The sequence below is a fragment of the Yersinia sp. 22-579 genome (assembly GCF_030433455.1).
In the GTDB taxonomy this organism is placed as follows: domain Bacteria; phylum Pseudomonadota; class Gammaproteobacteria; order Enterobacterales; family Enterobacteriaceae; genus Yersinia; species Yersinia enterocolitica.
Genome location: NZ_JAUJTZ010000024.1, coordinates 20,056 through 42,951 on the forward strand (window position 1 = coordinate 20,056; position 22,896 = coordinate 42,951).

Here is a 22,896-nt window from a genome sequence, read left to right on the forward strand (position 1 = left end):
AAAACCTGAATGTGTTGGTATCGCTTATGGCGGTGCAGAGCATATTCAGGTTTTTTTTTGCCCGGACTTAATGACCAAAATAGGTGATTTATTTATATAAATCATCCTGCTATCCAAGGAACATATTATGCAATACACAGCGGTCGCCAGCGAGATCCTCGCCGGAGTGGGAGGGAAGAGCAATATTAACAGTGTTATTCATTGTGCTACTCGTTTGCGCTTTAAACTCAAGGACACGTCGCGAGCAGATGCACAAATGCTGAAACAAAATCCGGGCGTCATTATGGTGGTGGAGAGTGGCGGGCAATTTCAGGTGGTTATTGGCAACCATGTCAGCGAGGTCTATCAGGAATTATTGCAGCAAGCGGGTTTATCTGATGGTGATGAAAATGAGCGCCAGCCGAGCCGACAAAAAGAGGGTTTACTGAGTCGCTGTATTGATATTATTTCGGGCATTTTCACTCCCTTACTCGGGATCATGGCAGCCTCCGGTATTCTTAAGGGTTTTCTAGCACTCAGTGTGGTGTGCGGTTGGTTACAGACTACCAGCGGCAGCTATATGATTTTATTCGCTGCCAGCGACTCTTTGTTCTATTTCTTCCCACTAGTACTAGGTTATACCGCGGGTAAGAAATTTGGTGGCAATCCGTTTATTACCTTGGCGATTGGTGGTGCTTTAGTCCATCCTCTGATGCTGGCTGCATTTAATGCCACTGGGCAACCTGGCGCTGCGACCCTCTATTTCCTTGGCCTTCCGGTCACTTTTATTAATTACACGTCGTCCGTTATTCCTATCATATTAGCGGCCTGGGTCAGTTGTTGGTTAGAGAAAAGGTTTAATCGCATTTTACACAGCAGTATTAAAAACTTTTTTACCCCGTTGTTGTGTTTGGCGATTACGGTTCCTGCCACATTCTTATTGATTGGCCCGCTAGCGACCTGGCTGAGCCATTTATTAGCCGAAGGTTTTCAAATTATTTATTCCGCAGCCCCGCCGGTGGCTGGTGGTGTATTAGCCGGAATATGGCAGATATGCGTCATTTTTGGCCTGCATTGGGGCTTGGTCCCATTGATGATTAATAACTTGAGTGTATTGGGCTATGACGCCATGTTGCCACTGCTATTACCCGCTGTGATGGGACAGGTGGGGGCGACACTCGGCGTCTTTTTACGTACCCGTGATGCCAAAATGAAAGTATTGGCTGGTTCGGCATTTACTGCCGGTATATTTGGTATCACCGAACCTGCTATTTATGGGGTGACGTTGCCGTCTAAAAAACCGTTTATATTCGGTTGTATCGGCGGGGCGATTGGCGGCGTTATTGTGGGGTATAGCCAGACTCATGTTTATTCATTTGGTCTGGTCAGTATTTTCTCTTTTGCCCAGATAATTCCAACTACCGGCATTGATGCCAGCGTATGGGGCGCAATTATAGGCACTCTGACCGCATTGGTTTTTGCCGCAATTGGCACCTTCTTCTTTGGCTTGCCAGCCCAAATTACAACGCCAGAACTTGAAAAACCACTGCAAACCTCATCTATCGCCAAGGACCATAGTGGCCTTGGCGAAGTGATATTTAGCCCAATCAGCGGTGAATTACAGGCATTAACTCATGTTGGCGACACTATTTTTGCCAGCGGCTTGTTGGGGGCGGGAATCGCCATTATTCCGCAACAAGGCCGGGTTGTTTCACCGGTTAATGGTGTAGTGGCTTCGTTATTTAAAACTCACCATGCAATAGGTATTGAGTCCGATGCTGGTACTGAAATTCTTATTCACGTCGGCATTGATACCGTCAAACTCGAGGGTCAATATTTTACCGCGCATGTCAGTGTGGGGGATCGAGTTAATGTTGGGGACCTGCTATTGGAGTTTGATTACGCGGCGATTATTAACTCTGGTTATGACCTGACCACGCCGATCATTATCAGCAACAGTGAAGATTATCAGGATGTTCTGTATGCCAAAGGGACATCTATTACAGAGCAAGCACCGTTATTAACCGTGATTCGTTAATACTGATTCAGGAGAAAACAGATGAAACATGCATTTCCAGACAACTTCCTTTGGGGCGGGGCTATTGCCGCTAATCAGGTTGAAGGAGCTTATCTTACTGATGGAAAAGGGCTATCAACCTCTGATTTACAGCCATACGGTATTTTCGGTGATATCGTTCCCCGCGTGAATGGCGACAGTTATGTCAAAGATGTGGCTATCGATTTTTATCACCGCTACCCGCAAGATATTGCACTATTTGCTGAGATGGGCTTTAAATGCCTGCGTATTTCTATTGCCTGGACGCGTATTTTTCCGCAGGGCGACGAGGAGCAGCCGAATGAAGCCGGCCTGGCATTCTATGATCGCTTATTTGATGAAATGGCGAAATACAATATTACGCCACTGGTGACGCTATCTCATTATGAAATGCCTTATGGCCTGGTGAAGAATTATGGCGGCTGGGGAAATCGTAAAACAATTGGTTTCTTTGAACATTATGCCCGCACGGTATTTCAGCGTTATCAGCATAAGGTCAAATTGTGGCTGACATTTAACGAAATAAATATGTCACTGCATGCGCCTTTTACCGGTGTTGGGTTAGAGCGGGAAAGCAGTAAAAGTGAGATATATCAGGCGATTCATCACCAATTGGTTGCCAGTGCCAAAGCAGTTGCTGCTTTACATCAAATTATTCCTGATGGCCGTATCGGTAATATGTTGTTAGGCGGTTTGATGTATCCGTTAACCTGTAAACCTGCTGACGTGTTGGAAACTCTACAGCAGAATCGTGAATGGTTATTCTTTGGCGATGTACAGGTGCGCGGCTATTACCCCTCCTATATGGGCCGTTACTTTAAGCAGCATGGTATTAGTCTTGAGATTACGGCAGAAGACAAACTGGCACTAAAAGAAACGGTCGATTTTATTTCCTTCAGCTATTACATGAGTGGCTGTGTGACTACCGATGAGGAATTAAATCATCAGGCCAGAGGCAATATTCTGAGCATGGTACAAAACCCACATCTTGCCAGTTCAGAGTGGGGATGGCAGATAGACCCCGATGGATTGCGTATTCTGCTAAATGAATTGTGGGATCGTTATCAAAAGCCACTGTTTATTGTTGAAAATGGGCTGGGAGCAAAAGATAAGCCGGATGCTAATGGAAATATTGAAGATGATTATCGCATCGACTACCTCAATGACCACTTAGTCCAAGTCAGCGAGGCTATTGAAGATGGCGTAGAGGTAATGGGATACACCAGTTGGGGGCCGATTGACCTGGTGAGTGCTTCGAAAGCTGAATTATCCAAGCGCTACGGTTTTATTTATGTTGATCGTGATGATAGTGGTCATGGCACCCTGGAACGTCGCCGTAAGAAAAGTTTCTATTGGTATCGGGATGTCATTCAGAGTAATGGCGAAACACTAAAACGCTAATATTGGCGTATTTCAATAGCGGTGCTTTAACCGGCACCGCGTAAACTGCTATTCTATATCAATACTCTTCAAAGCTTTATCACGCAGGGAATGAGTGCGATGTTGAATATGAGAAACCGTTTTGAGCGTAATAACCTCTTCGGGGAGAAGAATATTCATGCTGTTTTTGAAGTTAGCCTGTTGCTAAAAGCGATATTGGCTATCATGGAGATTGTGGCGGGTATTTTAACTTTTTTTGTTACCCCCCAGCTTTTATTGAATATATTGCATCGCATTACTCAAGTTGAATTTATCGAAGATCGTGGCGATGTGATTGCCAATTATTTGCTGCATGCAGCGCAAAGCCTTTCCATCAGCAGTCTGCATTTCGCCGCGTTTTATTTATTAATTCATGGCATTGTTAAGTTATGGGTCATTATTGGATTGTGGCGCAAAAAACTGGGGTATTACCCAGCAGCAATAGTCATTTTTAGCTTATTTATTATCTATCAACTTTATCGTTATACCTTTACTCATTCTATTATGCTGATTTTAATCACTATTCTTGACTTGGTGGTTATCGTATTGACAGTGCTGGAGTATCGGCAATTGCGACAGGAACAAAAAAGACTCCAAGCGAAGCCTATGTGATGCTGATAACAGCCATATTTTGCTATCAGCGGCGGGTTATCCCTTCATAAATTAAGCGCAGCCCAAAGGCTCCGACAGCGACTCCGATAATACCGCTTAACAAGTGCTGAACCTTGCCATACGCGCGGCGTACTGCCGGGCGGGAGAATGCCATACTCAGCAATGACCGCCAGAGGATTGAGGCCACAACAATGCCGAGCCAGGCGACCATTTTGGCCCATGCTGGTGTGGTCGGGGTGAGGGTTACCGAGAAAATACTGATAAAAAACAGCACAGTTTGTGGGTTGGATAAATCAGTTAACAGCCCACGGCGGAAGAACACATACCAAGGCGTAATTGATGAAGTAGCGACAGCACCCATGCCCATGTGCAGTTCTTGACGATGGCGCACCATATTGTAGGCATACCAAACCAGATACAAACCGCCGCCGATCTTAATTGCCGAGAACAGAGCTCCCCCTTCAGCAATCAGCGCTGCCATACCAAATAACCCCAATCCTGAGTAAATTGCATCCCCTAAGGCCACACCCAACCCGGTGAGTAAACCTGCATTCTTACCAGAGCTGAGACTGGTTTGAACCACAACAAGTAAATTAGCGCCGGGATTAATAAATGTGAGTACAAATAGCCCGATGGTCAATATGATGACGTGGATTTCATCCATTTGGTACGGCTCCGATATTCATGATTTCAGTAGCATAATCCAATCTACCGGAGCGTGCAGAGCATAACTTGTGCTTATTGCCATGTTTTAGTCGACAGTGTTAATAGAAATGTGTTGTCTGTCACTCAACAAAAATATGGGCCTGACCCATAATCGTCAAATCAACCATTAAGCCAACATGGATACCTTCGCGGCTGATGGTTTTGATTGCGACGATTTCGTCGTGCTCAATAATAGATAACGTGAGCGTTGAAATAAAACCGGCAAAATCAATACTGACAATCTTAGCCAAGCAGTGAGTCGGATAATGGTGAGCGGAGGGCAGTGGTGTGATAGTCACTTGCTCGGGGCGCAGCATAATGCGTGCTTGCCCTTGGCGCGTTGCATCGTCAACCTTTACCCGGCCTAGCGCACAGTCGGCCCATCCGGCCGCAATATTCGAGGAAAGAATCAGTGTTTCACCAAGGAATGTTGCGGTCGGCTCATCAATCGGCCTGAGATAAAGCTCTTGCGGCGCGCCCACATGAGCCAGCTTGCCCGCGCGCATTACCGCGACCTGATCGGCAAAAGATAATGCTTCGCTTTGATCGTGGGTGACTAATATGGAGGCGATATTGGCTTGTGACAGCAGTTCAGCTACCGCTTTGCGGGTAGATGCACGCAAAGCGGTATCCAGTGCTGAAAAGGGTTCGTCCAATAACATCAATACCGGGCTTTGCGCCAATGCTCTGGCGAGCGCGACACGTTGTTGCTGGCCACCGGATATTTCATGAGGCCAAAGTTGCGCTAATCGCCGGTCTAGTGCCACCATTTCCATCAATTCATCAATCCGTCGGGCTTTATCTTGCTTGCTGCCTTTTAGCCCATAAGCAATGTTACCCGCCACGGTAAAATGTGGAAACAGTGCGCCATCTTGCGGGACAAACCCAATCCCGCGTTTATGCGCTGGCACGTGAGTTGATTGGTCAAATAGCGGATTTCCTTGCAAAATCACCTTGCCGCTATCCGGCGTTTCGAAACCGGCAATAATACGCAGCAATGTGGTTTTACCCGAACCCGATGGCCCGACAATCGCAGTGCGGCTGCCCGCTGTCACCTGTAAATCAATGTCGTCTAATACCCTGACCGATTGGTAAGATTTACCGATTTTTTGAAGTTCAAGCGTGCTCATAATCCTGCCGTACGTTGAGATTGAGAATAAAGGAGCCAGGTGAGTGGCAGGGAGAGTGCCACCATAAGCAGGGCATAAGGTGATGCAGCAACATAATCTATTTCACTGGTTAATGCCCAGAATCCGGTGGCCAGGGTTCGGGTACCATTGGGTGCTAATAATAAGGTGGCAGTCAATTCATTGGATATCGCTAGAAATACCAAGGCCGCACCCGCCGCCGCACCGGGGGCCGCCAGCCGCATGGTGGTGCTCCAGATGGCCTGAGTGGGCGTTTTACCCAAACTGCGTGCCACGTTTTCCAGCTCGACCGGCGCAGTCGCAATACCGGCCCGTAAACTGATTAAGGCGCGTGGCGTAAACATCAATAAATAGGCCAGTAAAAGAGTGAATTCAGTTTGATACAGCGGCCGTGCAATGCGGATGGTGATGGTCACCAGTGCCAGTGCGACCACAATACCGGGCAGCGAACTGGTGACATAGTTACACCCCTCCATGACCCGATGTAAGCGGCCTGGATAGCGCACGGATAACCAGGCCATTGGTATGGCGCACAGAGTGATAATTACGGCACCGCTCAGCGCCAGAGCCAGCGTTTGTTTCAAGGCTGGAAACAGCTCAGCATTCAACCATACATCAATGCCGCCAATGTAGAGCCAGCGGGTGAGGGTGATAAAAGGTACACCGAGCGAGAGGGCGGTCATCACCAGTGGTAGCAGCAGACACCACAGGGTGAGGGCGGTTCCCATTGAATAAGCAGTTTGTCTGCGCGCGCTACCCGAACCGACTCGGGCATAGCGGTTATAGCCGCGGCTGGTGGCTTCGATTAACAATAATCCCAGACAACATAACGCCAGAACACCCGCTAACATATTGGCCGCTGGGCCATTAAAAGTGGATTGGAATTGATCAAAAATAGCCGTGGTAAAGGTATCAAAACGGATCATGGCGTACAGGCCATATTCTGCTAATAAATGCAGTGCAATCAATATCGAACCGCCCCAAACAGCGAGTTTTAATTGTGGTAGTACCACGCGGAAAAATACTGCGCTGGGCGTGCTACCTAAAGACGCTGCTGCATCTTCCAGGCCGGGATCAAGGCGGCGCAATACTGCTGAGGCGGGCAGATAAATAAAAGGGAAATAGGCAATGACAGAGATAAATACCCCCGCGCCAAGCCCGTGCATTGAGGGTACCAGGCTTATCCAGGCGTAACTTTGCACAAAAGCAGGCACTGCCAGTGGGGCAATAGCCAGCAGTGACCAAATTCGCCTGCCGGGTAGCGTGGTGCGTTCGGTGAGCCACGCCAACGCCACACCAATAATGGCGCATAGCGGCAAAGTGAACGCCACCAGTAATGCGGTGTTAAGCAGTAATTCCCCCACGCGAGGGCGGAAAACCAGCGCCTTGACCGTTGACCAACCGGTATCAATGGCAATGCCAATCACAAACCCCAGTGGCAGCAAGGACAGTAGAGAAAGCATTACCGCAATAACCACAATTCCAGAACCAGGGCGGCGGCTATATTGGCGTTGAGTTGTCTGACTCAGTGGCAGCGGGATAACATCGGGGTTTACATTGGCCATAATCGTCAAGGCACTCGGCGTGTTAATGCCCGTCTGGTCAGGGACGCGACGGGCTAAAAATACATATTATCAGCAGGTTGACTGTATTACAGCAGGCCAGCTTCTGTCATTAACTCAACCACTTTCTTGCTGTTTAGTTTAGACGGTTCTACTTTTGGCGCATCCAGATCTTTCAGCGGCACCAATTTAGGGTTAGACGCAGCATCGACACCCACAGCGTATTCAAAAGCATTATTGGTGCGCAAGATATCCTGACCTGATTTGCCGGTTATCCATTTCACGAATTCCTGTGCTTCTTTTGGATGCTTGCTCGACGCCAATACACCACCACCAGAGATACTCACAAAGGCACCTGGATCTTGATGTTTGAAGTAATGCAGTTGAGTTTTACCGCTGTTCTCACCGGTTTTGGCTTGATCAACAAAGCGGTAATAGTGATAGATAACACCACCATCAATTTGGCCAGCATTCACCGCTTTCATCACCGTGCTATTACCTTTATAAGCGGTAAAGTTGGTTTTCATGGCCTTTAACCACTCCAACGTGGCTTTTTCGCCTTTCAGTTCCAGCATGGCGCTAACAATGGCCTGGAAATCAGCCCCAGAAGGTGATGCAGCCCAACGGCCTTTCCACTCAGGTTTAGCTAAGTCCATGATCGACTTAGGTAACTCGGCTGCGCTAATTTTTTCCGGATTATAGACAAAAACGGTACTGCGGGCAGCAATGCCGGTCCAGCGGCCATGTTCAGGGCGATACTCTTTCGCCACCTGAGCTTGTGTTGCTGCATCCAATGGGGCAAACAATTTTGCATTATCGACCAGCACCATTGCCGGGGAGTTTTCCGTCAGAAAAACGTCGGCGGGTGATGCGCTGCCTTCCTGAACCAGCTGATTACCTAACTCGCTATCCCCGCCATTGCGCAGGGTTACCTTAATACCGGTATCTTTGGTAAAGCCGTCGACCCAGGATTTCACCAAATTTTCGTGTTGGGCGTTATACACCACAATACCTTCGTCATTGGATGCAGCATTGGCGGAAAAAGCCAGCATCATTGAGGAAGCTAACAGAGCAACAGGGCCAAGAGAGGATAAACGTAACTTCATAAAGACATCCTTTAACAGGTCAAAGAAGAAAACGAGAGAGTGAGTCAACGGAGAAACATGTCGATTGTATAGAAAGAAATTAGCAATGATAGTGAAAATCATTCGTATTATTTGATACTAAATGTTTCGTTGATGTTGCTGTAATTCCTTATTCTTCAAAGGGTTTAGTCTATTTTCCTCTGGCGCAGGCACTGGCTACTGTACGATTCCTATTGTAAATAACCCAGTATAATCCTGCATTTTCCTGTTTGTTCCTTATAGGCAATGACTTAACATAGCTATTACTTTTTAGCATGGTTTATGGATATACGATGCGTCACTTAGCTGTCATTCTTCCCTCACTCATTTTGCTTTCTGCCTGTAGCAGCAAGCCGACGCCTCCTGTTGCTGCGACGCCGTCAGATAGCCTGACACAAAGTGGTTTTTTACTTGAACCACAACATGTGGGTCACGTGCCAGACGGTGATTTTGCCTATAATGCGGATACCGCCCGTTTTGTTGACAAAATGGTGCGTGAGCATGGTTTTGAGCGTCAGCAACTGCATGATGTATTAGCGCAAACTAAAAAACTGGATTTTGTTATCCGCTTGATGGATAAGCAAGCGCCGACCTCTGGCCGTCCATCCGGGCCAAATGGTGCCTGGAACCGCTACCGCAACCAATTTATTACGCCAGATAACGTGCAAAATGGGGTGAATTTCTGGAATCAACATGAAAAAGCCCTGCAACGTGCTTATGAGGTTTACGGGGTTCCACCAGAAATTATCGTTGGCATCATTGGTGTTGAAACACGCTGGGGCAGAGTGATGGGTAAGACTCGTATCATTGATGCGCTGGCAACACTCTCCTTTGCTTATCCACGCCGCGCCGAGTATTTTTCTGGTGAGCTGGAAACCTTTTTGCTGATGGCGCGCGCTGAGGGCAATGACCCGCTAAGTCTGCGCGGTTCTTACGCCGGCGCTATGGGTTATGGTCAATTTATGCCATCGTCATTTAAAGATTATGCTGTTGATTTTAACGGCAATGGTCATATCAATTTGTGGGATCCGGAGGATGCCATCGGTAGTGTGGCGAATTACTTCAAAGCCCACGGCTGGACCAAAGGGGCGGCGGTGGCTATTCCTGCCAACGGGCAAGCGCCGAATCTCGATAATGGCTTTAAGACCAAATACCCCATCTCGACATTATCTGCCGTAGGGCTAAGCCCGACCGGCTCGCTGGGCGACTATCAGGAAGCCAGCTTGTTGCGCCTTGATGTCGGTACCGGCTATCAATATTGGTATGGTTTGCCAAACTTCTACACTATTACCCGTTACAACCACAGTACCCATTACGCGATGGCGGTGTGGCAGTTGGGTGAGGCGGTCGGTCGGGCGCGTCGCGGCCTTTAATAGCTGAGCGGATATCACAAAAAAGAGCCGCGTTATGCGGCTCTTCATACTAATCACAGCAGATGAGAAATATCATCCGGATGAACCGATGGTGGAGACTGACGCCAACCGCGCGTTAGCCACAGCAGGTAAATAAAACCTGCCAGTAACCACAGCAGGCCTACCTCCAGCGCGCGCTGTTCAAGATGAACCCACAACCACACCGACATCACAAACCCCATCATTGGCAACAGCCCATATTTAAACATGGCTGAAATACCACGATGTTTCTCATTGAAAATAAAGTGTTTTATAACGCTCAAATTCACAAAGGTGAACGCGCCGAGCGCACCGAAGCTTATCATCGACACCACTAAATTCAGATCAAGGAACAGCGCCAGCAGCGAGATGGTTGCCACGAACAAAATAGCGCGCCACGGCGTATGGAACTTGCGATGTAGATGGAAGAACACTTTGCGTGGCAGTACCCCTTCACGGCCCATGGCATAGAAGATACGCGACACACTGGTCTGTGCGGTCATCGCCGAGGCATAAACGCCCGTCAGATAAGTGGCCATAAAGAAGTTATACATCCACTTACCGCCGACATGCTCGGAGATAATCAGGCTGGCGGTGTCCTGATAAGGGATTAATGATTTCCAGTCTGGATAAGCCAAGTGCGCGGCATAAGATACAGCAATAAAGATGGCACCGGCGCTTATCACGGTAAATAGAATAGCGCGTGGCAGAGTGCGTTTTGCGTCGTGGGCTTCTTCTGCCATAGTCGCGATGGCATCAAAACCGAGGAATGCCAGACAAAGCACCGCGGCACCAGATAATAAGCCAGACATATCACCGGCATTGACCAGCAGTGGCTTCATTAACGCAGCCGGGCTTAAATCTGCCTGACTGAAAGAAAGAGCAATAAATAATACGATAAAGACCATTTGCGCCGCTATCAGCGAGAAATTCACCGAAGTGAGCAGGCGCACACCGAGAATATTCAATAGGCTGACACTGACAATAGACGCAATAATAAATACCGGTGCGGGGATCGCCGGAAATGCCTCGTGCAAGAAAATGCCTAAAACTAAATAATTAAGGATTGGCAGGAACAGGTAATCCAAAATTTGCGCCCAACCCACCAGAAAACCGGTTTTTCCACCAAAACTACGCTGAACGTAAGAATAGGCAGAACCTGATAACGGCATAGCGTTAGTCATCCGGCAATAACTGAGGGCGGTAAATAAAATGGTAGCTACGGTGACCAGATAGGCAATAGGTAGATGCCCCTGACTTAATACAGTTACCTGTCCGTAGGTGGTAAATACGCCCAAAGGCACCATATAGGCGAGCCCGAAAGCGACCAGCGCGGGGGTTTTAAGCACTCTGCGCAACTGAATATTTTGTGGCATTACCGTATCATCTCCTGGTGTGTACAAGCACCGCTAAGCTGCATTTTTATGCAGATCTAACATAGAAAGGAGCGGATTTTGACACAAGGGGGGAAGGTTTGAAAGCCAATACCTTTCCGACTTGGTATTGCCGCGTTATTTGCCAGATTGATGACTTGGGCCATCCAGGTAAATTGCCGTTGATTTCGGCATATTTACCACCCGAATCACTGAGTTACATCAGTTGCTCGGGTGGGTATAAACACCGGTTTATCCGGCCTGATAAACCACTTTACCGCCAATCAATGTAGATTCCACCTGAGTTTGATAAATTGTCTCTGGCGACTGCTCAAACAGGTTATTTTTCAAAATGATAATGTCGGCAAATTTACCCGCTTCCAGTGAGCCAATATACTGCTCTTTGGCAATCATATGCGCCGCGTCAATAGTCGCGGAGCGTAATGTTTCAATCAGCGTCAGGTCACGATCATTATCCAGCCGCGGGCCAGCGGGGCTGCCGTCAAGATGCCATGCGCGGCGGGTCATCCCCACTTGCAGGTTGTACCATTCATCCAAACGGTCAATCGGCCAGTCACTCCCATAAGCAATACGTGCCCCTGCATCGAGGAAACGCGCCGCGGGTTCCATATGTTGGAAACGGACTTCACCCAGCATTTCACGCTCTTCATCAATCAATACACCCGGCAAACCGCCCCACTGGAAAGAGAGCACGGCAGTCGCCCCCAGTTTGGCAAAGCGATCATATTGATGAGCAGCCACCAGCTCATTGTGCGCCAGCCCCGGCCGGATATCTTTGCCAGGGAAGGCTGCTCGCATCTGTTCCACCGCATCCAGCACCATTTCGATGGCACCATCACCCACGGTGTGAGTGTGTGGATGAAGGCCAGCACGGGCGCATTCCAGAATCACCGCATTGACGACTGGCGCGGTAAAATAGAGGTCGCCATAGTGTTTAGTTGGCTGCCAATCTGGGTTTTCTGCCGTGCCGTGGTTGGCACGATAAGGTTCGAGCAGGGCGGCAGTCATGGTCGGCGGCTGTAATACACCGTCGATAAACAGTTTCAAGTGTTCAACAGCAAACCCCGGCGCGGGTGTCCACTCTTCATTTCCCCACAGGCGACCAAATTCCACCACTTCTTGCACCACGCGTGCCGCATCTTCCGGCCCTTGCAGGCTGTCTGGTGTCACTTCTTTGGCACCCAGAATGCGTAAAGTCAGCTCATTGCGCTCATATAATTGGCGGAAAGCCACTAATTGTTCGGCAAATACACGGGTATCCATCACCGTAGTGACGCCCTGAGCATTTAAGACTTGCTGCACATGAGCGGCAATTTGCACATTCTTTTCTGGCGTGGCGGAAGGGATGCTATCAAAGGCGCGCATGGCCGGTGCATCTTCCAAAATGCCGGTAAGTTTGCCGTTCGCGTCGCGAGCAATTTTGCCATCGGGTGGGACCGGCGTATTTTCATCAATCCCCAGCAACTCAAGCGCGCGACTATTGGCCGCCAGCGTGTGGCAGTCATTCGAGAACAACGCCACCGGGCGACGAGTATTAAGTGAGTCGAGGGCGGCACGGCTCATATCTGCACCTACCGGTGTCATGGCTTGGCGCTGCCAGGCGCGGACGGTCAGCCAGTCATTTTCGCCTTTAAAGGGGTCACTATCGAGATGCTTTTGGATAATATCCAACGTCTGCTCAACACTCAGCGCGGCATAATTGAGATTACAACCGATCAGCTGTTTGCCACCCCAAAACGGGTGCATATGGCTGTCAATAAGGCCGGGCATCATAAACTTACCAGCCAGATCGATAAGTTGGGTTTTCGGGCCGGAAAACTGCGGGATAAGCTCATCATTGCCCGTCGCCAGAATATAGCCCTGGCCCAGTGCTATGGTGCTGCACACCCGGTTATTGGCATCTGCCGTGTAAATGATGCCGTTGTAATAGATAACATCGGCGACAGTAGATTGTTGAGTCATAGTAGGCTCTCAAAAATCCCGTTCTTCCTTGATGTTGCAGCAGTTTTCAGATGCTTGCCACAACGCCAATGATTTTGGGAATAGGTGGGTCAAATAGCCATTATAGCCTGTATCTCCGGTAAAATTCCGAGTGAGATACAAACTAAGGCTGGTGTTAGCTTAAGGTTTTTTTAGTAATTCGGCTTTCATCGTGGCGGTCAGATGGCGCAGTATTTCTGTTTCCGAAAAACCTAATTCGGTTAATTGTGTCAATCCATCCAGACCACAGACCAGCCCAATCAAGCGCCATGCGATATCACTGGCGCTTATATCTGAACGGAATTCATTATTGTCTATTCCGGCATCAATCACCTCGACGGTGGCCTGATGCCAATCCGACATTGAGGTAGCGCAGGCGGCTTTAATCAAGTCATCGCGTTCGGCCATGACCGAGACTTCATTCCATAAACGCGTTTCTCGTTTACCCGCTTCATCTTGTGGATAACCCAGAACAAGAAGCACCCGCTCGTGGGCCGGTAAGTTTTGGCTGTTTATCGCGAAAGCCGCTAAAGATTGCTTCACTAATAATAGAAAAGCATCGGCTCGCAGTCGTGAAACCGACGTGAAGTGATGATGTACTTGCCCAACAGCCACTCCCGCCTCACTGGCAACACGGCGCACGGTGGTCGCGTTCATCCCCTCGGTTATGGCGACACGCATCGCAGCGCGCAAAATGGTGTCATGTCGCTCTTCACGATTCAAATAGGCCAAAGAGACTCCTTTATCTGACGCATTAATATTTTCATCATTATGTGATGAATTGGACGTTAGTTCAACTTTCCGCTATTATTGCGAAATTGAACAGGTGTTCAACACTAATTTATGCCTAATCCGAGCGTTTTGTATGTCTAAAAAGTGGATGATTTTCTACGTTATTATTCTGATGTATCTCCCTGTTTCTATTGATGCAACCGTACTTCATGTGGCTGCCCCACGGCTGGGGATCGCCTTGTCTGCTACTGGCAGCGAGTTACTGTGGATCATCGATATTTACTCGTTGGTTATGGCCTGTTTATTGCTCCCTATGGGGGCACTGGGCGATCGCATCGGTTTTAAACGTCTGGCTTTATTGGGGTCGGTACTGTTTGGTATGGCATCACTTGGGGCTGCTTTGGCACCGTCGGTTGCCGCGTTGATTGCTGCGCGTGCCTGTCTGGCGATTGGCGCGGCGATGATTCTGCCCGCCACTTTATCCGCAGTGCGCCATATTTTTACTGATGAACGCGAGCGGGCTTTAGCATTAGGAATTTGGGTAGCTATTGGCACCATGGGCGCGGCGATGGGGCCGTTGGTCGGTGGGTTATTAATGGAATACTTCTATTGGGGATCGGTGTTCTTAATCAATATTCCTATTATTATCGCGGTGGTTATTGCCACATTGGTGGTTATTCCTACTCAGCCGATGCGCACTGAACAGACATGGAAATTGGCTCCGGCATTGGTGTTGATCACTGCCATCCTGATGTTGGTCTATGCTGCCAAAACCGGGCTGCGCGGCAATGGCGACCCGGTGACGACGTCGCTGACGGCTTTGTTTGGTGGTGTGATGCTATTTGCTTTTGTGCGCCATCAATTGTCTACCTCTGCCCCGATGATCGATTTTCGTCTGATAAGTCAGCGAGTTATTGCCGTTGGCATAACAATGGCAATGACGGCGATGATAACGCTGGTGGGGTTTGAATTACTCCTGACGCAAGAATTGCAGTTTGTGTTGGGTAAAAGTCCACTTGAAGCGGGCATATTTCTGCTGCCATTAATGATTGCCAGCGGAGTGAGCGGGCCGCTATCGGGATGGTTAGTAGCCAGACTGGGATTACGTACTGTCGCCAGTGCCGGTATCGCCTTCAGTTCATTGAGTTTTCTCGGGTTGGCCTGGACAGATTTTGCCACGCAGGTATATCTGGCGTGGGGATGGATGATATTACTCGGTTTCAGTATTGAAGCTTCACTGCTGGCCTCCACGGCGGCAATCATGAGCGCCGCTCCACCAGAAAAAGCCGGTGCGGCGGGAGCCGTCGAAGGTATGGCTTATGAGTTAGGCGCAGGTTTGGGGGTGGCAATCTTTGGTTTGATGCTATCGCGGGCCTATACATCCTCGATTGTATTACCGGAGGATTTGCCCGCCAGCTTAACGGAACAGGCCAGTGCTTCTATTAGCGAAACCATTCAGGTAGTAAATAATCTTGGTGGATATGACGCGCTGCTCAATAGCGCCAAACTCGCTTTTTCAGCCTCGCACAGCTTAGTATTAGGTACCGCCAGCGGTTTGTTGATCCTGCTGGCGACCGTAGTGTGGTTTGCGATGCCGGGGAAAAAAATACGGCAATTTGCACATTGACCGAGGGGGCCAACTGGCCCCTGATACCCATCCACAACTTCTTTTTTTATTAAACTGTTTATTAACGGTTTAGAGTCTGCTAACTCTCTTTATTCATTAGCCATTGCTCTTAGTTAAGTGTGTGATATACCTATTTACGGTAGCGATTTGGTTTTTGATTGATAAATGATGTCAAAACCGTATTCCCATAAAGAGTAAGGCTTTCTCTATGACCGCGCGGCCGTTCGCAGCACAACTTGATATCGACAGTTCAACTCAACCTGTCCGGGTCTCTATCAAAGGAGATTGGGTGCTGGCGCATTACCGCGTTTTGGAACCGGTCGTCACGCAATTTCGTGCCAGCCAGCCCCAGTCAGTGGTCTTTGATCTTACGCAATTGGGGGCTTTAGATACCGCTGGTGCGACGCTGTTAGCCCTGCTTCTGGGTGAAGAGCGCATCAATCATCTGCGCGAACTTGCGCCTAAACTGCCCGAAGAGCGCCGCATTTTACTGGAAACCGTTAGCCGTGTTTTACCTGATTTAGCCTCCGAGTCGTCAGAGAAATCACCTTCATTTTGGCTTGAATTATTGGCGAACACCGGCCGGTCGGTGGACAATTTATGGCAAGACATCAAATCGTTACTGGGTTTTGTCGGCCTGACTCTTGAAGCGCTATTCAGCACGATTTTCCGCCCCTCGCGCTGGCGAATGACCTCCTTGATTGCCAATATTCAGCAAATCGGCCTCAATGCTGTTCCTATTATTATGCTACTGACGTTTCTGGTGGGAGCGGTCATTGCCTTTCTCGGCGCGACAGTATTAACCACTTTTGGTGCGGGTATTTTTACTGTCGATTTGGTGGTGTTTTCTTTCCTACGTGAATTTGCTGTGCTGCTGACTGCTATTTTGATGGCGGGGCGCACTGCCAGTGCCTTTACCGCTGAAATCGGCCTGATGAAAGCCAATGAGGAAATCGATGCCATCCAAACTCTGGGGTTAAATCCGGTTGAATTATTGGTGCTGCCACGGGTATTGGCGTTGTTAATCTCATTACCAATGTTGACCTTTATCGGTATGGTTTGCGGCATTTTCGGTGGGATGGTGGTCTGTGCTTTAGCCCTCGATATTTCGCCCACCATGTTTTTATCAATCATGCAAAACAGCAATGGATTACAGCATTTTCTGGTGGGGATAAGCAAAGCGCCGATTTTCGCTTTCCTGATTGCCATCATTGGTTGTCTGGAAGGGTTCAAAGTCACCGGCAGTGCTGAGTCTGTCGGGGTACACACCACCACCAGTGTGGTGCATTCAATCTTCGTGGTGATCTTGCTTGATGCCGTCGCAGCACTATTTTTCATGGAAATGGGATGGTGAGCCAAATGACACAAGAGCCAATCATTCAAATTCGCAATCTGGTAAATTGTTTTGGCAAACAGTGCGTGCATCAGGATCTTAATCTTGATGTGCAGCGCGGTGAAGTGCTCGGTGTGGTGGGGGGATCGGGTACGGGTAAGTCAGTGCTACTGCGCAGTATCGTGGGATTACGTCGCCCGACGGCTGGGCAGATTCATGTGTTTGGTCAGGATTTAATGACACTATCGGGCCAGGCGCGTTCCCAAGTTGAACGCCGATTTGGTGTATTGTTTCAACGAGGCGCATTATTTAGTTCTCTGACGGTGACGGAAAACGTGGCCTTGCCATTAATCGAAAATGCGGGTTTACCCCGTGGCGAGGCAGAGCGGTTAGCGCAGGTTAAATTAGCGCTCGCGGGGTTACCGCCAGGAGCGGGCAGTAAATATCCGGCTTCACTGTCGGGCGGGATGGTCAAACGTGTTGCTTTGGCGCGCGCGTTGGCATTAGACCCGGATATTTTGTTTCTCGATGAGCCGACTGCGGGTCTTGATCCTATTGGTGCGGCGGCGTTTGATAGTTTAATCCGCACCTTGCGTGATGCACTGAATCTTACCGTATTTCTGGTGACACACGATCTGGATACACTCTATACCTTGTGTGATCGTGTGGCCGTGCTGTCACAAAAGAAAGTGCTGGTGGTAGATACATTAGATAAAGTGGCTGCAACTGATGATGACTGGATTCAGGCGTATTTTCATGGCCCTCGTGGCCGGGCTGCTTATCAGGCAGCGGCAGCAATTAATAGCGAAGAGAGGTTGTAAATGGAAACCCGTGCTCACCATGTTGTCATTGGTTTGTTCACTCTCATTGTGGTCAGTGCCGCGCTGTTATTCTGCCTATGGCTGACAAACGCCGGCTCTAATCGCCAGTTCAAGCTCTACGATATTGTTTTTAATGAACCGGTGAGTGGTCTGTCTCAAGGGAGTATCGTGCAGTACAGTGGTATTCGGGTTGGCGAAGTGACTCAACTGCGTTTGGACAGTGAGAACCCTAATAAGGTTTGGGCACGTATTCGCGTCTCTGCTTCGACACCTATCCGCCAGGATACCCAAGCCCGTCTGACGGTTGCTGGTATTACCGGCACCTCAAATATTCAATTTAGCAGCAGCACCCCGTCAAGCCCGTTATTAGAGGGTAAAGATGGCGAAATTCCTATTATTATCGCCACTCCGTCACCGATGAGCCAATTGCTGGCCAATGGCGAGAATTTCATGAGTAACGCCAATGAAGTGCTGATGCGCTTAAACCAGCTATTGGCACCTGATAATCAGCAGCGGCTCATCACCACACTGGATAATCTCGCACTGGTCACCCAAACTGTCGCCGATCAACGTCAGGATATTCGCACCATGTTGCAGCAGTTGGCGCAGGCCAGCAAACAAGCTAATGAGACACTGGCACAAACCAATCGCTTGCTGCGCAACGCCAATGGATTGATGGACGGGCAGGGTAAGCAACTGGTTAATGATGCTGCCAAGACTATGGCATCGTTACAAAATACCAGCATCATTCTCAATAAATTGGTCAGTGAAAATCAAACTTCTCTCAATAATGGCATGCAAGGAATGAATGAATTGGGGCCTGCTGTTGATGAGTTGCGCAGAACATTAGCCACATTGCGTGCGGCGGTTTCCCGTTTGGAAGAAAACCCAGCGGCTCTGCTGCGTGGCCGTGAAAGAACACAGGAGTTTACGCCTCGATGATATCTCTGAAGATAATACACTCTACCGGTCATGGTGCGCGGCTGTTGATGTTATCCGGACTGGCGATGTTACTGTCAGCTTGTACCATTTTACCCAGTGCCCCGGTATCGCAGGTTTACTTACTACCCGTGCCGCCCGCAGCCAATGCTCCGCGCGCGGAGGCAGTAAATTGGTCGTTGCGAGTATCACAACCGGCTACCAATCAGTTTATCAACAGCTCGCGTATTGCTGTGCAGCCAGAAGGGCAGGAAATAGCGGTCTACAAAAATTCGCGCTGGACTGATCCGGCCCCTATTTTAGTGCGTAATCGCCTGATTCAGGAGTTCCGCACTGATGGCCGTATTCCTGCGGTCAGCAGTGACGATGATAGCCTGCAGGCTGATGTTGAGCTGAGCGGCGACTTATCGGCATTTCAGGGGGTATATCAAGCGGGTAACAGTGAAGTGCTGATCCGTTTTGATGCCCGACTGGTGCGGATTTCAGATCGTAGAATTATGGCGACGCGACATTTTGAAGTTCGGCAACCGATTAAGGGCGCACAGATGAATGAAGTGGTAGATGCTTTTGGCTTGGCGAGCAATCAGTTGGCCTCACAGGTATTGAACTGGACACTGCAACAGTCGCCTCAGTAACAGTCATTTCAGCAAACAATCACTTATGTAAGAGTGGTGGCTATTTATCTGACTGAATAGCCACCATTATTTTGATGAGAAAATCACTCTTTTTCTTTTCTATTACCGGGCCGCTGATATTCTCGATAATAATATCGCTAGTGAGTCGGTAACCGCAATCCAGGGCATATTGCTTTAATTTCATCACATTCACGTTGTTCTCAAGACTTCCGGCACAACACATACTGACAAACTTCCCCGCCCGCAGGGTATAAGGTGATTGATGAATAATGGCTGGGTGATCGCAAAATAGGGTGGCAAGTGGATAGTTATCGGGTTTAATGTCACTACTTTTTAATAGAAAGCCATAATTGGATGTTAGATACCACGAATAGTCTTCGGTCATATCACCTATTTTTTTAAAGAAATCTAAAATATTACTTGTTTGAAGTTGCAATATACCGACTTCAACTTTTTCACGATCTTCAATAAATGGGGTGTTTATATTTTCTTTGGTCGTTGATATGGCATCTAAGCACTGGATATGCTTCTGTAAAAAGTGGCTTGCCTGAGCCAGTTTTTCTTGGTACGCCAGCAGTTCAGCATGTGCCTTTTTTATTTTATCTATGTTTTCAGACGATGAGTAATCTGATAAAACTGCCTTGATCTCGGCATTAGGCATCCTGGCCTCTTGCAAGATTTCGATCATATGAGCTTGGGATATCTGAGCATGTGAATATAATCTGTATCCATTAGCATCCCTTTTGGGGACTAATAGGCCAATTTTATCGAAATACCGTAGATTGTGAGAAGAGATACGCGTTATCTCTTGAAACTTTTTTATGGTGTAATTCATTAGTATCTCCTTCTTATCAACGATTAATGATAATCGTAAAAGGTATTTCTTAATAGACTCTTATTTGCAATAAGAGCCTCAGAATTATTGTTATTTAAGATTTAAATGACGAGACAGAAACTCATAGTTTCGCTCAAGATTGTTCTGTGTATGGAAATACTTATCTTCAGCATGATCAGATTCCATTAATAGGTTGTATTCCACATTATCGCCCCCAATTGCTTGAGCCAACTTATCGGCAAACTCTTGGCTTTGCAGTCGTGGAATAACTGAATCTTTATAACCATGCTGAATCAAAAATGGCGGTGCATCTTTGGTAATATATTTTTCAGGATTCGTGGTATCCATAATATCTTGTGGCACCTGAGAGATTTGTTTTCTCATCAGGAAAGATTCAAAAGAATTTGCTGTTGAATGTTTTTGTCCATCGATACCGATTTGCTTCCATTGCTCATCCATCTTCAGGAAATTAATTGGGGGATACCAGGCAATAACCGCCTGAACTTTAGTCGAAACATCAGGGTAGCCCAATGCCGGATCTTCTAAAGATTTCACATCTGCTGAGACTCCGGCTAATGCCACCAGGTTTCCGCCTGCCGAACCGCCCATTAAAACAATATTATCGGGGTCGAAATTGTATTTTTTAGCGTTAGCGCGGACGAATTTGATGGCTGCTTTTACGTCATTTATCTGTGCTGGCCATGCAGCTTCTGGGCTGAGTCGGTAATTGATATTCACCACTGCATACCCTTTTTCCAACCCGTAAAGTGCCGGGACAAGCTGATTATCCATTTTGTCACAACCAAAGAATGCACCACCGTGTACATTGATGATAACGGGGTACTTTAGCTGCCATTGTTCGGGTAGGAAGATATCCATTTTTTGCGCATCGGAGACTGAGGCGTAAGGAACATCCAAATATTTATGGGTAATACGCGATATATCTGGTGCTTCACCGCAGCCATTGGCACCTTGTGGCGGGCCTTCAATCTTTTTGCCATGCCAGTCGGAGGGCATTTTTATATCGGCATTGGCACCGAATAGTGGAAATATACTGAGACAGACCAAGGTAAGCAGCGCTTTTTTATACGGCAATTTGTACATGTTAATATGTCCTTGAATCAGCTTTTGATCGTGAACAGTAAATATATGGCTTCGAGCTACTCTAATGTCAATATCTCAATATGAAGGATGATAGTCGGCACTGGGGGAACTGTGACGGCAGGGAGGTTATGTCAGGTTAAGTAAAGTCCGACAGTTATATTGACCGAGAAATTATAAACTTCTACAAAATATCTGATTGCTGTTGCGGAAATATATCTTATATCAAATAAGAGTTGATTTTATGTTTCATAATGTTTGACTATTGTTCTATAAGTTGAGCAAAAGGGAATCATTATGCTTTGGAAAAATACCAGGGAACAGTTTGGCCGTATCACTATTAGTATCCACTGGCTGGTGGCATTGATAGTATATGCACTGTTTGCTTTGGGTTTATGGATGGTGACTTTAGGCTACTATGATGGCTGGTATCATCAGGCACCTGAAATACATAAAAGCATCGGTTGTATACTTTTTGCTGTGATGTTATTTCGGGTTATTTGGCGATTTATTTCTCCGCCACCAAAGCCTTTATCCACTTATAGCCGGTTCACTCGCATTAGTGCAGTATTGGCACATCTGTTTTTATATATTGTTTTATTTTGTATTATGTTCAGCGGTTATTTGATCTCAACGGCTGATGGGCAACCGATCTCTGTATTTGGTTGGTTTGCTGTTCCTGCAACATTAACAAGTTTACCTGATCAGGCTGATACCGCGGGTACTGTGCATCTTTATCTGGCTTGGGCCGTAGTGGTGCTTTCACTATTACATGGGCTGGCCGCAATTAAACACCATTTTATTGATGGTGATATTACCCTTAAACGGATGCTGGGACGTAGCACCGATTAACCAACTGTATTATGGAGAATTAAGTATGTTTAATAAGACCCTATTGGGCCTGACTGTAGGCGCACTGATGTTTACCGCTGGTAGTGCCGTAGCCGCCGAATATAAAATTGATAAAGAAGGTCAACACGCCTTTATCGAATTCCGGATTAAACACTTAGGCTATAGCTGGTTATATGGCAGTTTTAATGATTTTGATGGTTCTTTCACTTTTGATGAAAAGAATCCAGCAGCTGATAAAGTGAATGTGGTGATTAACACTAACAGTGTTGATACCAATCATGCTGAACGTGATAAACATTTGCGCAGCAAAGAATTCCTGAACGTCAGTAAATTCCCACAAGCGACATTTGCGTCGACTGAAGTGAAGAAAAATGCTGAAGGTTATACTGTAGTTGGTAACCTGACATTAAATGGTGTGACTAAGCCAGTGACCTTGGAAAGTAAGCTGACTGGCCAGGGTAATGACCCGTGGGGTGGCTATCGTGCCGGTTTTGAAGCTAATGGTAATATTAAGCTGAAAGACTTTAATATCACTACTGATTTAGGCCCGGCATCACAGGAAGTTGAATTGATTCTGTCCGTCGAAGGTGTTCGAGCTAAATAACCTGTGTTGTTCTATCTGAAAGGAGCCTTGGCTCCTTTTTTAATATC

Annotated in this window: 20 protein-coding genes; 11 read left to right on the forward strand and 9 right to left on the reverse strand. The window is 47.7% G+C overall.

Annotated elements, in window-relative coordinates; genetic code table 11:
- Positions 1 to 127: 127 nt before the first annotated feature.
- The 3 genes from bglF (at position 128) to QSV56_RS20950 (ending at position 4,066) form a co-directional block, all read left to right on the forward strand.
- Positions 128 to 2,017, forward strand: coding sequence for a PTS beta-glucoside transporter subunit IIABC (bglF, locus tag QSV56_RS20940; RefSeq protein WP_046050513.1), 1,890 nt, complete (start codon positions 128 to 130; stop codon positions 2,015 to 2,017).
- Between the two features lie 21 nt (positions 2,018 to 2,038).
- Positions 2,039 to 3,436 carry a glycoside hydrolase family 1 protein gene (locus tag QSV56_RS20945; protein ID WP_019083639.1) on the forward strand — a complete coding sequence of 466 codons (1,398 nt, stop codon included), beginning with the start codon at positions 2,039 to 2,041 and terminating at the stop codon, positions 3,434 to 3,436.
- A 99-nt stretch (positions 3,437 to 3,535) separates the two neighbouring features.
- On the forward strand, positions 3,536 to 4,066 hold the full coding sequence (locus QSV56_RS20950) for a DUF2127 domain-containing protein (RefSeq protein ID WP_019081706.1): 531 nt from the start codon (positions 3,536 to 3,538) through the stop codon (positions 4,064 to 4,066).
- A gap of 25 nt (positions 4,067 to 4,091) precedes the next feature.
- Here the strand turns inward: QSV56_RS20950 and QSV56_RS20955 are convergent, their stop codons facing one another.
- The 4 genes from QSV56_RS20955 to QSV56_RS20970 form a co-directional block, all read right to left on the reverse strand.
- Positions 4,092 to 4,730, reverse strand: coding sequence for a LysE family transporter (locus QSV56_RS20955; protein ID WP_005172122.1), 639 nt, complete (start codon positions 4,728 to 4,730; stop codon positions 4,092 to 4,094).
- A gap of 121 nt (positions 4,731 to 4,851) precedes the next feature.
- Positions 4,852 to 5,901, reverse strand: coding sequence for an ABC transporter ATP-binding protein (locus QSV56_RS20960; protein ID WP_046050516.1), 1,050 nt, complete (start codon positions 5,899 to 5,901; stop codon positions 4,852 to 4,854).
- A complete protein-coding gene (locus QSV56_RS20965; protein WP_242365414.1) occupies positions 5,898 to 7,484 on the reverse strand; it encodes an iron ABC transporter permease in 1,587 nt (528 codons plus the stop codon). The genes QSV56_RS20960 and QSV56_RS20965 overlap by 4 nt, the downstream gene beginning before the upstream one ends.
- Before the next feature lie 86 nt (positions 7,485 to 7,570).
- Entirely contained in the window at positions 7,571 to 8,587 is a 1,017-nt protein-coding gene (locus QSV56_RS20970; protein WP_019081703.1) for an iron ABC transporter substrate-binding protein, read from the reverse strand.
- A gap of 311 nt (positions 8,588 to 8,898) precedes the next feature.
- Between QSV56_RS20970 and mltB the strand changes: the two genes are divergently transcribed.
- Positions 8,899 to 9,978 carry a lytic murein transglycosylase B gene (mltB, locus tag QSV56_RS20975; RefSeq protein WP_046050519.1) on the forward strand — a complete coding sequence of 360 codons (1,080 nt, stop codon included), beginning with the start codon at positions 8,899 to 8,901 and terminating at the stop codon, positions 9,976 to 9,978.
- Positions 9,979 to 10,031: 53 nt separating this feature from the next.
- Here the strand turns inward: mltB and QSV56_RS20980 are convergent, their stop codons facing one another.
- From QSV56_RS20980 to QSV56_RS20990, 3 genes are all read right to left on the reverse strand, one after another.
- Entirely contained in the window at positions 10,032 to 11,372 is a 1,341-nt protein-coding gene (locus QSV56_RS20980) for an APC family permease (RefSeq protein ID WP_046050520.1), read from the reverse strand.
- Positions 11,373 to 11,621: 249 nt separating this feature from the next.
- Positions 11,622 to 13,352, reverse strand: coding sequence for an amidohydrolase (locus tag QSV56_RS20985; protein WP_301213630.1), 1,731 nt, complete (start codon positions 13,350 to 13,352; stop codon positions 11,622 to 11,624).
- Between the two features lie 159 nt (positions 13,353 to 13,511).
- Positions 13,512 to 14,102, reverse strand: a complete 591-nt coding sequence (locus tag QSV56_RS20990) for a TetR family transcriptional regulator (RefSeq protein WP_242365417.1) — start codon at positions 14,100 to 14,102, stop codon at positions 13,512 to 13,514.
- 133 nt (positions 14,103 to 14,235) lie between these two features.
- On the opposite strand from QSV56_RS20990, the gene QSV56_RS20995 reads away from it, so the two are divergent.
- The 5 genes from QSV56_RS20995 (at position 14,236) to QSV56_RS21015 (ending at position 19,457) form a co-directional block, all read left to right on the forward strand.
- A complete protein-coding gene (locus QSV56_RS20995) occupies positions 14,236 to 15,729 on the forward strand; it encodes an MFS transporter (protein ID WP_050139004.1) in 1,494 nt (497 codons plus the stop codon).
- Between the two features lie 208 nt (positions 15,730 to 15,937).
- Positions 15,938 to 17,083 carry an ABC transporter permease gene (locus QSV56_RS21000; protein ID WP_019081698.1) on the forward strand — a complete coding sequence of 382 codons (1,146 nt, stop codon included), beginning with the start codon at positions 15,938 to 15,940 and terminating at the stop codon, positions 17,081 to 17,083.
- Positions 17,077 to 17,883 carry an ABC transporter ATP-binding protein gene (locus QSV56_RS21005; protein WP_013650221.1) on the forward strand — a complete coding sequence of 269 codons (807 nt, stop codon included), beginning with the start codon at positions 17,077 to 17,079 and terminating at the stop codon, positions 17,881 to 17,883. Before QSV56_RS21000 ends, QSV56_RS21005 begins: the two co-directional genes overlap by 7 nt.
- The gene (locus QSV56_RS21010; RefSeq protein WP_005158681.1) at positions 17,884 to 18,825 is read left to right on the forward strand and encodes an MlaD family protein; all 942 of its coding nucleotides are present in this window, start codon (positions 17,884 to 17,886) and stop codon (positions 18,823 to 18,825) included.
- The gene (locus QSV56_RS21015; RefSeq protein WP_046694761.1) at positions 18,822 to 19,457 is read left to right on the forward strand and encodes an ABC-type transport auxiliary lipoprotein family protein; all 636 of its coding nucleotides are present in this window, start codon (positions 18,822 to 18,824) and stop codon (positions 19,455 to 19,457) included. Before QSV56_RS21010 ends, QSV56_RS21015 begins: the two co-directional genes overlap by 4 nt.
- Positions 19,458 to 19,497: 40 nt before the next feature.
- Here QSV56_RS21015 and QSV56_RS21020 read toward each other — a convergent pair whose 3' ends face one another.
- Both QSV56_RS21020 and QSV56_RS21025 read right to left on the reverse strand, forming a co-directional pair.
- Positions 19,498 to 20,292 carry a MerR family transcriptional regulator gene (locus tag QSV56_RS21020; protein WP_046050525.1) on the reverse strand — a complete coding sequence of 265 codons (795 nt, stop codon included), beginning with the start codon at positions 20,290 to 20,292 and terminating at the stop codon, positions 19,498 to 19,500.
- Positions 20,293 to 20,382: 90 nt separating this feature from the next.
- Positions 20,383 to 21,309 (reverse strand): alpha/beta hydrolase, encoded by a 927-nt coding sequence (locus tag QSV56_RS21025; RefSeq protein WP_072083119.1) that lies wholly within the window; start codon positions 21,307 to 21,309, stop codon positions 20,383 to 20,385.
- Positions 21,310 to 21,690: 381 nt separating this feature from the next.
- Here QSV56_RS21025 and QSV56_RS21030 point away from each other — a divergent pair, with 381 nt between their 5' ends.
- Positions 21,691 to 22,245, forward strand: coding sequence for a cytochrome b (locus QSV56_RS21030; RefSeq protein ID WP_046694762.1), 555 nt, complete (start codon positions 21,691 to 21,693; stop codon positions 22,243 to 22,245).
- 25 nt (positions 22,246 to 22,270) lie between these two features.
- Positions 22,271 to 22,849, forward strand: coding sequence for a YceI family protein (locus QSV56_RS21035; RefSeq protein WP_019081693.1), 579 nt, complete (start codon positions 22,271 to 22,273; stop codon positions 22,847 to 22,849).
- Positions 22,850 to 22,896 lie beyond the last annotated feature (47 nt).